Raw genomic sequence first — 15,391 nt, forward strand, 5'->3', positions numbered from 1 at the left:
GGTCTGACCGGTTGTCGTTGTTAATACCGGTCGGTTGTCGTTGGTTAATATCGAACGTGCTCCCAACAACCGGTCAGACCGCCTAGGGCGGTCAGACAGGAGCCAGGCGGTAACCAAAAGCTTAAGCCCATTTAAGGCTTCACCTCCAGCCAGCCTTTGAAAGAGCGGCCATCGGTGTACGTCACGAAGTAGTAGTACATACTGGCGCTGCCTTCGCCGGGCCAGCGAAAGCCCCGGTCGTGCGACTCAAAGAGCAGCTGCCCCCAGCGCGAAAAAATCCGGACGCTGGCAAACTGCTCATCGCAGAAGTTGAGCGGTAGCCCCGGCAGGCGGAACTCGTCGTTCACTTGGTCGCCGTTGGGGGTGATGATGTTGTAGAGCTTGAGCTCCGGCGAGTCGGGCCGGATGATTTCGAAGCGCACGGTCTGCCGCTGGGCTACGGGCCGGCAGGTGGCATCCACCAGCTGGAAGGTTACGTCCAGGGGGCGGCGCAGTGCCACGGCATCGCAGCTCACGTCCCAGCGAAACTGGCCGGCGGCCACGCCCACGCCATTCTGGGCCGTAAAGCTCATCCCGGCTTCGGTCAATGAGAAATTCTCGCTGGTGGCCGTCATCGTCAGGCCGTCGCGGTCGGCATCTACCCCGGCCAGCGTGGCGGTGAACGTGGAGCCCAGCGGCAGGCGCACCACGGGCAGCAGCCCCGGGCCCGCAGGCAGCGGGAATAGCGGGCTGGCCGTGAGCACCGGCGGCGTATTGGAATAGCGCACTACAATGGGCACCGAAATCATCGTTGTCTGCCGCTTGGCACAAGGCGAAGTGGCCGCCGCAAACTGAAACACCAGCAACGAATCCGGCCCCACTGCCCGGCAATCGACGCGCCAGCTGAAGCGGCCCAGCTGCTGGTTGCCGGCCGATGCCTGCGTGAGCGTGGCCCCAAGGCTGGCGGGAGAAAATCCCTTGCCGCTCATTTCCAGCTGAATGGGGTCGTTGTCGGGGTCGGTGCCGGTTAGGTTAAAGGTTACCAGGTCGCCCACGCGCACGTGCAGGGGCAGGGCCGGGCCGGCGGTGGTGGTGAGCGTAGGGGGCGAGTTGGGCGGCGGTACCGACGTGAAGGCCACGCGCACGGTATCGCGCTTGGGCAGGCTGCAGCCGTCGTCGCCCACCACCACATCCAGCAGAAATACTTTGCCCTGGGTGTCGATGCATTCCGGAAAGCAGAGCGTGGCCGTGAGCGTATCGGGCTGGCCGGGGCTGCGCACCCCGCCGCTGGTGGCCGTGGTAAAAGCTGGCAGCAGGCCCGAAAAATTGACCGGACTCAGCGACAGCGACAGGCGCGAGTTGGGGTCGGGGTCGGTGAAGCGCAGGCGCACGCAATGGTTGCCGCCCGGTACCAGGTGCAGGATATCGCGGCCCGGCCGGTAGGGCACATTGCCGGTGGCGGCGGGCAGCAACACCATGCTGGGCTTAGTGTTGGTGGGGCAGTTGAGGACCATGAGCTGGAAATCGCGCCGGGATTCCCCGATTTTTTCGCCCTTCCGGTATTCCGAGCAGCTCACCCCAAACACGAAAAGACCCAGGTTGCTGGGCCGCACCGTGAGCCGCCCCGTGAAGCGGTTGATTTGCAGCGTGGGCGTGCCCGGAATCTGGTTGAGTGTGCCCAGGGGCGGCAGCGCCGGCTGGCCGGGCAGCGCCGGGGCGGGCAGTTGCCAGGTGATGGGGGAGTAGGGCCCCGGCGAAGCCGCGGCCGGCTTGGGCTGTACGGTGCTGGAATGCCCATTGAGCGGCGTCACCAGCTCATACACCAGCGAATCCTGGTCGGCATCCTTGCCCCCGAAGTCGTAGTAAAACAGTTCGTTGCGGCAGGCATAGTCGGCCAGGGGCGGGAAAATGCGCGGCGTGGAATCGTAGAAGGGCTGGCCGCGCCGCACCACGGCCGGAAATTCGAGGTAGAAAGTCTGGGCCGCCGCGCCGGGGTCCACAATGTTGCTGATGGAGTTGTTGCGGCAGCAACGCTCTACGGCCGCGTAGTAGCCCTGGGGGCCGTTGTAGGTGCCGGGCGGCAACGAAATTACCTTGCTGTACACCAGCCGGCGGGTGCTGAGCGTGGGCTTGGCGCAGGCCGGGTTGGTGTAGCTCACGAAGGTGTTGCTGGTGAGGGGCAGCAGCACGTTCATCATCCGGTCGTTGGTGGCTTTGTCGAAAATGCTGGCCGTCAGGTCGGCATCGAGGGCGCTGGGGCTGCCGTTGTAGGCATCAAAGTAGAGGTTGAGCAACAGCGTGTACGAGTCGCCGGAATTGTGCACCAGCTCCATTTCACCCCCCACGATGTGCGTGGCATTCGCTGTCCCCGCTACGCCCAGCCAACCTGTTATAAACAACAGAAAACCAATCAGGAAGGAGTGGGGCAGGCGGGAGCGGTAGGGCATGCCAAAAGGGAAAAAGCGAATTAAATCCTGATAAAGCCGAAATATACGACCAGCCAAGCCAACATATAAGTCCGCCCGCCGCGGGCACCTGGGGCGCGTGGCAACGACTGCCGGCCCAGCCACTTTTACCTTCGCCACCGTACCTTCGGATGCTGGTTTCTCAACCGCCGCGGCCCGGATTCAACCCCCTCACCTTTCCACGCTTTCTTTTTATGCATCGTCGTCTCTACGCGCTATTTGCCAGTGCCTTACTCAGCGCTCCCGGGTTGCTGCTGGCCCAATCTACGCCATCGGCGTCGCAGCAGATTGCGGCCGGGCCGGATGCCGGGCTGGTCTGCGCGGCGGGCCGCATTGCCAGCGCCCAGCGCATAGCCACTTCATCGGTGACCCACCGCGCCCGCATGAACCGCTACGATGTGAAATACTACAAGCTCGACCTGGCGCTGGAAAACACCTCGCTGAATGTGGCCGGCTCGGTGCTGATGCGCGTGCGGGTGGGCAGCCAGGCCCTCGATTCGCTCGCGTTTGAGCTCTACCAGGCCCCGGCGGGCTCGCCCGCCGGCACGGCTACGCTGCTCATCGACTCGGTGGTGGTGAACGGGAAACGCTCGCCCGGCATCCGGCGGGTGGGGCAGGACGTGACGGCCCGGCTGGCCCAACTGGCCCCCGCCAATGCCCTGGCCGATGCCCGCATCTACTACCACGGCACGGCCCCGAGCGGTAACTCCGCCGCCATCGGCAACGGTCTGAGCAACCGCACCCAGGGCCAGATTGGCTACAATACCACCATCCCATACAACATCACCTACAGCCTTTCGGAGCCGTTTTCGGCCCACGAGTGGTTTCCCTGCAAGCAGGTGCTCACGGACAAGGCCGACTCCTGCGACGTGTGGGTGACCACCACGCTGCCCAACAAAGTGGGCTCCAACGGCGTGCTCACGCGCACCGTCACGCTGCCCAATAACAAGGTGCGCTATGAGTGGAAGTCGCGCTATCCGATTGATTATTACCTGATTTCGGTGGCGGTGGCTCCGTATGTGGAATACGTGAACTACGCGCACCCGGCGGGCGGGCCCACGGTGCCCATCGTCAACTACCTCTACAACCAGGCGGCCCTGACTTATTACCAGAGCGAGATTGACCGCACGCCCGGTTTCATCGAAAACTACTCCAGCCTGGTGGGCCTCTACCCGTTCGCCAACGAGAAATACGGCCACAGCATGGCCCCGCTGGGCCTGGGCGGCGGCATGGAGCACCAGACCATGACCACGCAGGACGGGTTTTTCTTCAACCTCACCGCCCACGAACTGTTCCACCAGTGGTTCGGCGACAACGTGACCTGCGCCTCCTGGGAGGATATCTGGCTGAACGAGGGCTTTGCTTCCTACGGCGAATACCTTTCGTATCAGGCTTTTGCCACTCCCGCCAGCGCCCGCAGCTGGATGGACAACGCGCACAGCACGGCCCAGCAGAATTCCGGCAGCGTGTACGTGGCCGATACCACCAACGTGAACCGCATTTTTAGCACCGCTCTGACCTATAAGAAGGGCGCGGCCGTCATCCACATGCTACGCTACCTGCTGAACGATGACGTGAAGTTTTTCCGCGCCCTGCGCACGTACCAGACTACTTACCGCGCCTCTACGGCGCATACCGCCGACTTGCAGCGCATCTTCGAGGCCGAAGCCGGCCGCTCGCTCACCTACTTCTTCCAGCAGTGGTTCCGGGGCAATGGCTACCCCACCTTCAACGGGCGGTGGAACCAAGTGGGCAGCGCCGTCGTGCTGCGCGTGACCGAAACGGCTTCGGTGCCCACCGTCACGCCGTTCTTCGACACCGAAGTCGACTACCGCCTCACCTTCACCAACGGCTCCACCCAAACCGTACGCCTGCGCCAGTCGCAGGCCACCCAAACGTTCCAGTTTGCAGCCGCCGGCACGGTTTCCAGCATCGCCGTCGACCCCGACCAGTGGATTCTGGACCTGCCCGCCGCCGCGCCCGTGCGCGACAACACCCTCGTGCTGGCCACCCGCGCCACGGCCGGCGTGGCCCCGCTCACCCTGTTCCCCGTGCCCTGCCACAACCAGCTACAGCTGGCCGCCGTGCCCGCCACCACCACCCGTGCCGAAGTAGTGGATGCCACCGGCCGCGTCGTGCTGCGCCAGCCCCTGCAAGCCGCGCAGCCTCAAATTGATACCCACGGCCTGGCGCCGGGCCTGTACTACCTGCGCCTGCTGGGCCTCAATGGCAATATGCTGGGCCGGGCGCAGTTTGTGCGGGAATAGCGCCCGGCTTCACCACCTAAAAGAAAGGCCGCTCCCGGATTGGGAGCGGCCTTTATGGTTAATATACTGGCTTCAGGCCGTTAGAACTGGCTGTGGTATTCGGCTATCAGGGCCTGGGTGGCCGGCGTGGGGGGCGGGGCGTCCAGCAGGTGCCGGAGTAACTCATCAAACGAGCCGGCGGGCGTGAAACCGGGTTGCAGCACCGCGTTGTTGGTGAGGCGGATAAACATGGGCTGACCGTTTACTGCTACCAGGTCGATGGTAACCAGGCCGAAGCGCTGGTTGCAGTGGCCGGTATCGGGGCAGTCGGTAGGGTTGGGCTTGAAGAGCTGCTTGAGCACGGTTTCGCGCAGGTGCTGCTTGCGCTGGGTGCACTGGTCGGCACAGGCGCGGTGGTAGCCCAGCCCGAGCAGGCGCTCGCCCAGGTGCTCGTAGAAATGCCGGAAATTGCCCGGCCCAATGGTAGGGTCGAAGAAGAGAATGGCGCCCTGGCGGCCCGGTTCGTGCAGCTGCTGCACCTGAAAGCCCCGGTTGCCACCGGCCCCACCCTTGCGCAGGTGATAGGCCTTGTAGTAGGGCTCCAGCCAGTTCAAAAACACGCGTTGCTCTACCCAGCGGGCGTGTCGCCGGGCTTGCGCCGCCGTGAGCGCCACGGCGTGCCAGGCGGCCGAAGCGGCCGCTTTTGGGCGAAATAACTGCTGAATGAAATCGAACAAAACAAGATACGTTAGTGGAGTCAGAACACCGGCTCGGACAAATAGTTTGTGAGCGACGGGCGGTTTTAACCTTCAAATATGCCCATGTAGGCCCAATTTGCTGCCGCCCTGCCGGTACCGTGTCCCAAAAAACGGCCGGCCCTCGGGGTGGAGAGCCGGCCGTAGCACGCGCTAAGAAGGGGCAGGAGCCGGGGCTATTTTACCCGCGTCCAGGTCTGCGATTTGCCGATGAGCGAGAAGCCGATGTAGCCTTTCACTTCCATCGTGTTCTGGCTTTCCATCTTCATGTAGCAGGAGTAGGTTTTGCCGGTTTCGGGGTCGTAGATTTTGCCATCGTCCCACTTGTTATTGTCGTCATACTTAAAGCCCTGCATGAAAACCAGGCCCAGGCGGGGACGGCTGCGCAGCTTGGCATCGGGGTTCTGCGAGTCGGTTTTGGGTTTGCCGGTGGCGGGGTCGTTGGGAATGGTCAGGCTCACGATTTTACCGCACAGCTTATCGCCGCACTTGTAGATTTCAAAAGTGGCTTTCTTCTCCGCATTGGTCCAGACACCCAGCGGCGACATGGTTTGGGCGGAGGCCATGCCAGCGAGGCCCAGCACGAGGGCAACCAGTAAGAGCAGTGTTTTTTTCATTTCTGAAGATTGGATGAGGTGGGTTTGAGGAGAAAAGGTAAGCAAAAATTTTAGAGACCAAGCCAACAGGCTGGCTATTGCTGCTATTGCAAGTTTACAGCCAAGTTTACGCTTCGGGCCAATCGGAAAAAAATACGGCGGCAGCAGCAAAAATAATATGGCTGTAAATCAGCCGTAAAGCCGTTTTTTGAGCAGCGCAGCCCTAAAAAAGCCGGGCAGATTTTGAACCTTAGCCCCTGCTATTAACTTTACCGCTCAGTAGTGAGTGCTACGACCCCATTTTGAGCATCCCTAAACTATTGGGCCGCGATTATGAGGCAATGTCGAACGTAAAGAAAGGAGGTACAAAATGTCTAGTAGTCCCAAACAAATCCTGCCAAGCCTGTCGAATGTCGTACGCTTCACCGCAGTACACGCCTAACAACAGCTTCGTGGGGTAGCTCCTAAGGCTACCCACATTCGGCTAGGTCTTATCTGAAAGACGCCGGAACTGCACCCCAGTTTCGCCGCTTGGTAAGATTTGAAGGATTAGATGCCCGGTTTGCCCAGCCGCCCTTTAGTGGGACGGCAAAGGCAGGCCGGGCATCGCTGCGTTTAAGCGGTTTTGAAAGGTTTACCTAGCCTTGGTGGCCGGCCGCTTGCGCCTGGGGATAGCCGCCGACTTCTTTTTAGCCGCCACGGCCGCTTTTGCCGGGGCTCTTTTAGTTGTCGATTTCTGCTTAGCGGTAATCGCGGTTGTCGGGTATTTCTTCGTTGCGAGCCGCTTTGGGAGCGCAGGAACGGGCGCGGCCACTGCTGCCACGGCCACCTGACGGGTGGGCAGCGCGGCCACGGGCGGCGTACTGGCGGGGGCCGTTAGCAGTTTCGGCCGGGCCGTGGCGGCAATGCCCGTGCCCGGCCCCAGCACCCGCCGCACCTGCATAAAACGGCGCTCGTAATCGGAGTTCTCCACCTGATTCACTTTCACAAACGGCTCGCGGCGCGACGACGAGGCGTGCACGAAACGCAACGGCAACTCGCCCCGGGCCGATATCACGATGCCGGCGTGGCCCGGCGTGTTGCTGGTGGCAGCCGTGCCGGTAAACACAACGATGTCGCCGGGTTGGGCCTCAGCGCGGGCCACGGGCCGGCCCACATCAATGAGCAACGCCGTGGAATGCGGTACCGGCACCCCGAAATGGGCAAATGTGTACATGATGAACCCCGAGCAGTCGAACCCGGTGAGCGGCGAGGTGCCCGCGTACACGTAGGGCGTGCCGCGCTGGGCCAGCCCGAAGGCCACCACGCTGTCGGCGCGGGGCGGGAGGGCGGAGCCGGAAGACGTGCGCAGGGAGGCCGGCCGGGCGCGCAGGGCGGCGTCGGTCTGGCTGGTTTCTGCCATGGGTGGGGTGGATTTGTGCTTTCCCAGGCGCGGAACTATGGCCGCCATGGCCAACAGCAGCCCCACAAAAATTATCCAGATATAGCGCATACAAAAGTCCGGCAAAAGGTGCGTGGCTGTCGGGTAAGCGCCACGCTAGGTCCTAACGGCGGGGCTGCCCGCTAGGTTGGAGGCAACCCGCGGGGCTTACTTTGTGCCCTTGCTTCCAATTTAGTTAATTTTCGAATGCTTAGAAACTCAAACGTATTGCTGCGTGCCGCTGCTGTGGCGGGACTTGTGTTAGCAGCTGAGGGCGTGAATGCCCGTCCAACAGCCGCCGTGGTGCCCACGCTGCGCTACACGCTGGCCATGCAGCTGCCCCAGTCCCACTACTTCGAGGTGAAGATGGAGCTGGGCGGCTTTTCGGCCGATTATACCGACGTGAAAATGCCCGTGTGGGCCCCCGGCTCGTACCTGGTGCGCGAGTATGCCAAAAACGTGGAAGGCTTCCAGGCCCAGACCAGCGGCGGGCAGGCCCTGGTGGCGGAGAAAATCGACAAGAATACCTGGCGGGTGCGCCACCCCAAGCAGGCCAGTTTCCGGGTGAGCTACCGGGTGTATGCGTTCGAGCTGAGCGTGCGCACGTCGTTTATCGACGCCGACCACGGCTACCTCAACGGCAGCAGCGTGTTCATGTACCCGGCCGATAATAAGATGTTGAGCAGTTCGCTGACCGTGCAGCCCGCCGCCGGCTGGGAGAAGGTGAGCACGGCCCTGCGCCCCGGCCCCGGCAAGTTCACCTACAAGGCCGCGAGCTACGACGAACTGGCCGATTCGCCAATTGAAATCGGCAACCAGAAAGTGCTGGAATTCACCGCCAACGGCACCCCGCACCAGGTAGCCATGTACGGGCAGTACGCCGCCGACGACACCAAGCTGGTAGCCGACATGAAGCGCGTGTGCGAAGAGGCGCACCGCGTGGTGGGCCAGAATCCGCTCGACCACTACCTGTTCATCGTACACAACCTGGAGCGCGGCGGCGGTGGCCTGGAGCACCTGTACTCAACCACGCTGGAAGTGAGCCGCACCGCCTACGGCACCGATGCCGGGCTGAAGTCCTTCCTGGGCCTGGTGGCGCACGAGTATTTCCACCTCTGGAACGTGAAGCGCATCCGGCCGGTGGCGCTGGGGCCGTTCAACTACGACCAGGAAAACTACACCCACATGCTGTGGGTGAGCGAAGGCATGACCGAATATTACTCGAAGCAGATTCTGGCGCGCGCCGGCATTCTTAGCCGTGAGGAGTACCTGGGCAAGCTGGGAAACACCATTACGGAGGTGGAGAATACGCCCGGCAACCGCGTTCAGTCGGCCGCCGAGTCCAGCTTTGATGCCTGGATTAAGTCGTACCGGCCGAATGAAAACAGCAACAACACCCAAATCAGCTACTACCCCAAGGGTGACCTGATTGGCACCTGGCTCGACTTGAACATTGTGCAAGCCACCAACGGCACCAAGCACCTCGACGACGTGTTCCGCCTGCTCTACGACACCTATTATAAGAAGGCCGGCCGGGGCTTCACCGACCAGGAATACCAAGACGCCGTAGCTACCGTGGCCGGCCGCCGCTTCGACGAGTTCTTCCAGAATAACGTGTACGACACCAAGCCCATTGATTTCGCCACTGCCCTCGGCTACGCCGGCCTCACGCTCACCAGCGCGCCGTTGAGCACCGACGGCACGCTCGGGGCCAACTTCTCGAACCGTACCGGCAAGCTGCTCGTGGCCAGCGTGGTGCGCGACGGTGCCGCCTGGAACACCGGCCTCAACGCCACCGACGAAGTGCTGCTCATCAATGGGGCTGCACCCAGCGACGAAACCGTGAAAGCTCTCATCAACAGCCCAGTGGGTGCCGATGTGAAGCTGCAGGTGCGCCGCGACGGCCTCACCCGCGATATCACGTTTAAGGCCCTGCCCAATCCCGACCGCAAGTTCACCATTCAGCCCGTGGCGAGCCCTACCGCCGCCCAGCAGAAAGTGCTGGCCAAGTGGCTGGGGAAGTAGTGATAAAAGGGTAATCAGTAGCCTACCATCTTATTTAAAAAAAATACCCCGTGCGATTCGCACGGGGTATTTTTTTATCGGTAGTCGTCCACAAAATCCGCGAAATTCGCTAGAGTCCGCGCTAATCCGTGGTCTTATTTAATCCGCTTGAGTGCCACTTCGCGCACCGGCGCAATCACCAGCGGCACTTTTTCTACCTTCACCGAGGAGGTGTCGAGGCCGAAATACTGGTCTTCGGAGGCGATGAACTGGCGGATGTAGAAGTAGGCCTGCATCACGAGCTTCTCCACGGTGGGGAAGTCGTTCTCGATGCTGAGGAATTTCTCCAGCACCACGAAGCGGAAATCGCCGGTAACGTGCTGCTTGCTCAGCGACTCGTAGCGCGAGGTGATGTCCACTTCCTTGTTGCGCACCAGGTCCTCAATCACCTTGCGGAAGTAGAGGTTGATGCGCTGCTGCACCCGGAAGCCCAACCGGAAATTGATGCGGAACACGTCATCCTTGGCCACTTCGGTCACCTTGTACTCCATCGTGTACGGCTCGTCGGTGGTGTCGACGTGGATAAACCAGTAGATATCGGCCCGCTTGGGCCGCTTCTGGAAGATAGAGTAGATGATTTTCTGCTCAATCTCGGTGCTGCGCTCGGCCGAGGTCAGGAATACGAGGTGGGTGGAGTATTTCGGAATGGATTCGTCGTCGCTGAGCTGCTTGAGGGCGTCCACGTAAGGCTCCAGCCGTACGAATTCCGTGAGACGGCGCTTGATATAGAACGCCTTGAGCCACACGTACATCACAGCCATGAGCGTGCCGCCGATGGCCAGCGACACCCAGCCGCCATGCGGGAACTTAATCATGTTGGCAATCAAAAATGAGCCTTCGATGATGCCGTACACCACCGCGAACAGGACGATGAGCGGCATGGCTACCTTCTTCATCTTCAGCCACATGGTGAGCAGCACGGTGGTCATCAGCATGGTGAGGGTGATGGCCAGTCCGTAGGCGGCTTCCATGTTGGTCGACTCGCGGAAGTACAGCACCACGCCGATGCAGCCCAGCAGCAACAGCCGGTTCATGCTGGGCACAAAGAGCTGGCCCTTCACGTCGGTGGGGTAGTTGAGCTTCACTTTGGGCCACATATTCAGGCGGATAGCCTCGGCCACCAACGTAAACGAACCCGTGATGAGCGCCTGCGAAGCAATAATGGCCGCAATGGTTGCCACGCTGATGCCGATAAGCAAAAACCATTGTGGCATGAGGGCATAGAACGGGTTTTTGCCGTTCAGCATCTCACCCTGGTGGGCCAGCAGCCAGGCGCCCTGGCCCAGGTAGTTGAGCAGCAGCGAGGTTTTCACGAAAGTCCAGCTGATGCGGATGTTGCCCTTGCCGCAGTGGCCCAGGTCCGAATACAGGGCCTCGGCCCCGGTCGTGCACAGAAATACCGAGCCCAGCAGCCAGAAACCGCCGGGGTAACGCACCAGCAGGTCGTAGGCGTAGTACGGGTTAACTGCCTTCAGAATCACCGGGTTTTGGATAATCCAACTAATGCCCAGCACGCCCAGCATGGTGAACCACAGGAACATAATTGGTCCAAAGGCCTTTCCAACAATCTGGGTACCAAAGCTTTGCAGCAAGAAAAGCCCCGCAATAATGCCGATAACGATATAAACAACAATATCCTGGGTCAGCGTTGGAAAGACGTTTTTAAGGCCTTCGACTGCCGACGATACTGAAATAGGCGGCGTAATCACTCCATCGGCCAGCAGGGCGGAACCACCGATGATGGCCACGGCCGAGAGCCAGGCACCGCGCCGCCGCACCAGGGCGTAGAGCGAGAAAATGCCGCCCTCGCCGTTGTTATCCGCGTTCAGCGTGAGCAGTACATACTTGATGGTGGTTTGGAGCGTGAGCGTCCAGATAACGCAGGAGATGCCGCCTAATACGAGGTGTGCATCAATCAAATCGGGCACACGACCGCTTTTCAGGATGGACGACATCACGTAGAGCGGCGAGGTGCCGATGTCGCCGTAAATGATGCCCAAGGCAATCAGCAGCCCCGCCCCGGAAATGGCGGTGTGCGAATGTTTAGTATCGGAACTCATAAAGTAAAGGTGAGGTATCGGGGGCTAAGCTGGAAATGGTTTACGGGGCGCGAAGGTAGCGGATGCGCTCCGGCCAGCAGCCTTACGGCCGCACGCCAGCGCGGGGCTGAAATCAGCGCTGGTCATTTTCGTCGGGGGGCGCTTGGGCCTGACCGGTCTGGTCTGCCAGGGCTGCCGCTTCGGCCGCGAGCTGGGCCGCGAGGCGCACGGCTTCGTCGTGCGCGGCCAGGGCGGCGGCGGCCACTCGGGCATCGTAATCGTGCACGCGGTAGATGCGGCGGTTCAGCTCGGCGGTAAGGCGCAGCCAGGGCGCGGTGTCGCCGGGCAGGGCAAAATTCACCATCTCGCGGCCCAGCCGGTGCAGGCGCAGGCGGTTGGTCCCGCGGTGCCCGTAGGCCAGCAGCAGCGCCGTGGCCACCATGCCCAGCATGGCCGGGCCGGTGCGTAGCTGGTTTTGCAGAAAGGCAATCATGACAAAGGCCAGCCCCAGGCCCCCGAGCAGGTACCACAGTATCCACTTCACGGGCGTGATTTCGGACCGCTCCAGCTCGCGCAGCGAGAACTGCCGGCCCTGCACCGTCACGGTGCTACCGGAGAGCACCACGCGGCCGTCGTCGGACCGCACTTCGGGCAGGGGGGGCAGCTCCGGCAGGGGCTCGGGGGGCGGGGTGGGCTGGTAGTGGGGCGCGGCGGGGGCCGGAACTGCAGCCGTGGCGGGTGTAGGCAGCAAAGAGGCCCCGGAAGGTTGTTCCGGGGCCACGTTGGGCTGGTCAGCGGGAGGCTGGGCTTCGAAGGGATTCATGGTCTTGGAAACAGCCGGGATGGTGCTGGTGGGGCGGCTCCAGGCAGGGGCCGCCGTGCGGGTAGCGGCGGGAGATGTTCCCGCCGCTACGTTCGCTCAGTTGTTCACTTTCAGCAGCTCCACATCAAAGATGAGGGCGGTGTCGCCGGGGATGTCGCGGCCCGCGCCGCGCTTGCCGTAGGCCAGGTCGGAGGGGATGTAGAGGCGGTACTTCGAGCCTTCGGGCATGAGCTGCAGGGCTTCTGTCCAGCCGGCAATTACGCCGTTGACGGGGAAGGTGGCGGGCTGGCCGCGCTGGTAGCTGCTGTCGAACACGGTGCCGTTAATCAGGGTGCCGTGGTAGTGCGTCGTCACCGACGATTTCAGGCTGGGCTTGGCGCCCGTGCCCTGCGTGATTACCTCGTACTGGAGGCCGCTGGGCAGGGTGGTGATGCCGGCTTTGTTGGCGTTTTCGGCGAGGAAGGCTTCGCCTTCGGCTTTGTTGTTGTTCATGGATTCGGGGTCTTGGGAATTATCGTCTTGTTCGGCGCCGCCCATCTGCTCCTGCAGTTGCTGCATGGCGGCCTGCATCTGCTCCTGGGTGAGGCGGCTGGGAAGGCCCTGCAGGCCTTCTTTCAGCGCGCCGGCCAGGGTATCAACGTCCAGTTCGAGGCCCTGCTGGGCAAAGTTGCGGGCCAGGTCGCGGCCAATGATGTAGCTCACCTGAGCTTGGTGGGAATCGAGGTTCATAAAACCAGGAGGGGAATTGGTGAAGCGGCGGATGCGACCACGCGTGGCCGCCCGCCGCCGTGAAAAAGAACTGCTACGGGTTACGCCGTTGCGGGGGCAAAGTTCCAAAAGCCGCGCCGAACCGCCCGGGCCCGCCGCATTGGCCGATGTCATAACAAAAAAGCCCGGCTAATGGCCAGGCTTTTTCAGGTAATAATGCGGATAGGGTGCTGTGTAGCGATAAAATAGGGATTAGCAGTAGTGCTGGTGGTCGTCGTCGCCGTGGAAGAAGAACGTCAGGTCGAGGCCGGCCAGTTTGGCAGCCAGGTAGCTCACGCCGCCCAACAGCAGCAGCGAGGAAAACGAGAAAGCAGCGGTTTTTTTCATATCGATAGTGCGCACAGGCCTAGTGGTTAATGCTGGTGCAAAGATACGACATAACGCGATAAATGTTATGCATGCAGCATAAAATAACGATTTAATAATGGTGATATGTAGGGTGCGGGAGCGTGCCCCGCATCCCACATCAACTGCTTACAACCCGAAATCCGGCACTTCCACTACGGCTCCCGGGGCCATGTCGCCCAGCCAGATATCGCCCACCCGCACGCGCACCAGCCGCAGGGTGGGGAAACCCACGGCCGCCGTCATTTTGCGCACCTGGCGGAATTTGCCCTCCCGCACCGTAATCGCCACCCAGGAAGTGGGCCCGTGCCGGTCGTCGCGGATTTTGCGGGTGCGCGGGGCAAAGTCGGGGGCGGGCTCGAGGCGGCGAGCGGCGCAGGGGCTGGTGGTAACTTTTTCGCTGTGCACTCCAATTTCGACTCCCGCCCGCATCCGGGCCAGGGCGGGCTCGTCCATCAATCCATCAACCTGGGCATAATATTCTTTTTCGACGTGCCGGCTCCGGATGGCTTCGCTCACCTTGCCATCGGTGGTGAGCAAGAGCAGGCCCTCACTGTCCTCATCGAGCCGACCAATGGACATAGTGCCCGCCGGAAAGTCATGGAATTTGCCCAGCATGGTCTTTTTCGCCTCGCCCGAAAACTGGCTGGTGAACTGGCTGAGGCAGCCGTAGGGCTTATGAATGAGAAAGTGGCGATGGGCCATACGGGGAGGAATTGACTTATTGCTGGCACGCGGCGGGGAGCGGCGCGCACTGCAAAGGTCGGGCTTCTGCCTGGCTGGCGACTCACGCAAAGGCGGGAAAAACGGCCGGGGCTTATTGCTGCTCCGCCACTTCTACGCGTCGGTTGCGGGCATCGGGCGAAGGGTAGAGCGGGCGCGAGTCGCCGTAGCCGATGGTGCTGAGGCGCTCGGACGCAATGCCGGCTTTTAACAGGTAGGTTTTCACGGCTTCGGCGCGCTGCTCGGAGAGCGCCTGGTTTTTATCGGGCTCGCCCACTTTATCGGTATAGCCGGCAATGCGCAGGCGCAAGGCCGGGCGGGCTTTGAGCTCGGCCGCCAGCTGGTTGAGGGCCGGGGTGGCGGTGGGCATCAGCTTGGAGGTGCCCACTTTAAACAATACGGTGGGCAGCACCACCGGGGCCGTATGGACAGGCCCTCGGGGCGGTTTCGCGGCGGCTTTTGGGCGTAATGGCCCCTTCACGCTTATCGTAATTGGGGTGACCGGGCGGCGGGCGTTCGGGTAAAAGTTCTGGACAATATAGAAAACGGTCGTCTGCCTAAGGGCTACGCGGTAGCTGTTGCCGGTAGCCAGGGGCTTCAGTAGGGCAGGGTCGGTAAACCAGCGGACCTCGCGGCCCGAAACCCGCACGGTGCTCCACACGCCGGGCGCAACGGCAGCAGCAGACTTGAGCCGTACCCGAAACAGCTCAAATGTGCTGGTGCTGCAGTTGCCCGCCGGAACAGGCTTAAACCTGGAGCGCCCGGTAAGCTTCTCCTGTGCCGCATCGTAGCTGAAGGTGATGGTGCCCAGGCACCAGCTCGCGGGCATGTGGTTTTCCGCCAATATTTTGGTGTAATCCAGCTGCACACCGGTGGGGGTGCGGGTGCCGCGCATGGCAAAGGTCCCGGTGGCATCGGAGTGGTCACCTACTTCCTGAAACAGCACCCCGGTCATGGTTGAGCCGGTATCGGTTTGCAGGGTAAGCAGGGCTGGCCAGTAGCCTTGCAGTGGTAAGTGGATTTCAACGCCCTGCCAAGCGCCCGACAAGTCCTGGGCCTGAAGGCGGCCGCTCAGCAGCAGCACCCAGAGCAAGCTATACATCGCAACTGTTTTCACGGGGCAAAGTAAGTGCCCGGTCTGTTGCTTTGGGCAGCCGTTTCGCGGTTT

12 protein-coding genes are annotated in these 15,391 nt (G+C 61.7%); 2 read left to right on the forward strand and 10 right to left on the reverse strand.

The features are described 5' to 3' along the window. Positions 1–131: 131 nt before the first annotated feature. A complete protein-coding gene (locus tag HBN54_RS08495) occupies positions 132–2,426 on the reverse strand; it encodes a T9SS type B sorting domain-containing protein (protein ID WP_168672774.1) in 2,295 nt (764 codons plus the stop codon). A gap of 212 nt (positions 2,427–2,638) precedes the next feature. Here HBN54_RS08495 and HBN54_RS08500 point away from each other — a divergent pair, with 212 nt between their 5' ends. Further along, positions 2,639–4,711 (forward strand): M1 family metallopeptidase, encoded by a 2,073-nt coding sequence (locus tag HBN54_RS08500; RefSeq protein ID WP_168672775.1) that lies wholly within the window; start codon positions 2,639–2,641, stop codon positions 4,709–4,711. A gap of 80 nt (positions 4,712–4,791) precedes the next feature. Here the strand turns inward: HBN54_RS08500 and HBN54_RS08505 are convergent, their stop codons facing one another. The 3 genes from HBN54_RS08505 to HBN54_RS08515 all read right to left on the reverse strand — a co-directional run bounded on the left by HBN54_RS08505 (position 4,792) and on the right by HBN54_RS08515 (position 7,443). After that, positions 4,792–5,427: a hypothetical protein gene (locus HBN54_RS08505; RefSeq protein WP_168672776.1), complete on the reverse strand. Its 636-nt coding sequence runs from the start codon at positions 5,425–5,427 to the stop codon at positions 4,792–4,794. Between the two features lie 194 nt (positions 5,428–5,621). Then, on the reverse strand, positions 5,622–6,062 hold the full coding sequence (locus tag HBN54_RS08510) for a DUF2147 domain-containing protein (RefSeq protein ID WP_168672777.1): 441 nt from the start codon (positions 6,060–6,062) through the stop codon (positions 5,622–5,624). Positions 6,063–6,675: 613 nt separating this feature from the next. Continuing rightward, on the reverse strand, positions 6,676–7,443 hold the full coding sequence (locus HBN54_RS08515; RefSeq protein ID WP_168672778.1) for a C40 family peptidase: 768 nt from the start codon (positions 7,441–7,443) through the stop codon (positions 6,676–6,678). 225 nt (positions 7,444–7,668) lie between these two features. Between HBN54_RS08515 and HBN54_RS08520 the strand changes: the two genes are divergently transcribed. Further along, on the forward strand, positions 7,669–9,486 hold the full coding sequence (locus HBN54_RS08520; protein ID WP_235955451.1) for a M61 family metallopeptidase: 1,818 nt from the start codon (positions 7,669–7,671) through the stop codon (positions 9,484–9,486). Between the two features lie 134 nt (positions 9,487–9,620). Here the strand turns inward: HBN54_RS08520 and HBN54_RS08525 are convergent, their stop codons facing one another. The 6 genes from HBN54_RS08525 to HBN54_RS23815 all read right to left on the reverse strand — a co-directional run bounded on the left by HBN54_RS08525 (position 9,621) and on the right by HBN54_RS23815 (position 15,340). Further along, complete coding sequence (locus HBN54_RS08525; RefSeq protein ID WP_168672779.1) at positions 9,621–11,585, reverse strand: KUP/HAK/KT family potassium transporter; 1,965 nt, start codon at positions 11,583–11,585, stop codon at positions 9,621–9,623. 112 nt (positions 11,586–11,697) lie between these two features. Continuing rightward, positions 11,698–12,387 carry a hypothetical protein gene (locus tag HBN54_RS08530; RefSeq protein ID WP_168672780.1) on the reverse strand — a complete coding sequence of 230 codons (690 nt, stop codon included), beginning with the start codon at positions 12,385–12,387 and terminating at the stop codon, positions 11,698–11,700. A 96-nt stretch (positions 12,388–12,483) separates the two neighbouring features. Next, positions 12,484–13,116, reverse strand: coding sequence for an FKBP-type peptidyl-prolyl cis-trans isomerase (locus tag HBN54_RS08535; RefSeq protein ID WP_168672781.1), 633 nt, complete (start codon positions 13,114–13,116; stop codon positions 12,484–12,486). Between the two features lie 231 nt (positions 13,117–13,347). Then, a complete protein-coding gene (locus tag HBN54_RS23810; protein WP_262888265.1) occupies positions 13,348–13,482 on the reverse strand; it encodes a hypothetical protein in 135 nt (44 codons plus the stop codon). A gap of 147 nt (positions 13,483–13,629) precedes the next feature. Continuing rightward, entirely contained in the window at positions 13,630–14,205 is a 576-nt protein-coding gene (locus HBN54_RS08540) for a pseudouridine synthase (protein WP_168672782.1), read from the reverse strand. 112 nt (positions 14,206–14,317) lie between these two features. After that, a complete protein-coding gene (locus HBN54_RS23815) occupies positions 14,318–15,340 on the reverse strand; it encodes an OmpA family protein (protein WP_168672783.1) in 1,023 nt (340 codons plus the stop codon). Between the last annotated feature and the right edge of the window lie 51 nt (positions 15,341–15,391).

This window comes from Hymenobacter artigasi (assembly GCF_012275535.1).
GTDB classification, from domain to species: domain Bacteria; phylum Bacteroidota; class Bacteroidia; order Cytophagales; family Hymenobacteraceae; genus Hymenobacter; species Hymenobacter artigasi.

Excerpts from the sequence above, each read along its gene's own strand:
- HBN54_RS08495 (WP_168672774.1), bottom strand. The coding sequence starts at position 2,426 with ATGCCCTACCGCTCCCGCCTGCCCCACTCCTTCCTGATTGGTTTTCTG.
- HBN54_RS08500 (WP_168672775.1), top strand. The coding sequence starts at position 2,639 with ATGCATCGTCGTCTCTACGCGCTATTTGCCAGTGCCTTACTCAGCGCT.
- HBN54_RS08510 (WP_168672777.1), bottom strand. The coding sequence starts at position 6,062 with ATGAAAAAAACACTGCTCTTACTGGTTGCCCTCGTGCTGGGCCTCGCT.
- HBN54_RS08515 (WP_168672778.1), bottom strand. The coding sequence starts at position 7,443 with ATGGCAGAAACCAGCCAGACCGACGCCGCCCTGCGCGCCCGGCCGGCC.
- HBN54_RS08520 (WP_235955451.1), top strand. The coding sequence starts at position 7,669 with ATGCTTAGAAACTCAAACGTATTGCTGCGTGCCGCTGCTGTGGCGGGA.
- HBN54_RS08525 (WP_168672779.1), bottom strand. The coding sequence starts at position 11,585 with ATGAGTTCCGATACTAAACATTCGCACACCGCCATTTCCGGGGCGGGG.
- HBN54_RS08530 (WP_168672780.1), bottom strand. The coding sequence starts at position 12,387 with ATGAATCCCTTCGAAGCCCAGCCTCCCGCTGACCAGCCCAACGTGGCC.
- HBN54_RS08535 (WP_168672781.1), bottom strand. The coding sequence starts at position 13,116 with ATGAACCTCGATTCCCACCAAGCTCAGGTGAGCTACATCATTGGCCGC.
- HBN54_RS23810 (WP_262888265.1), bottom strand. The coding sequence starts at position 13,482 with ATGAAAAAAACCGCTGCTTTCTCGTTTTCCTCGCTGCTGCTGTTGGGC.
- HBN54_RS08540 (WP_168672782.1), bottom strand. The coding sequence starts at position 14,205 with ATGGCCCATCGCCACTTTCTCATTCATAAGCCCTACGGCTGCCTCAGC.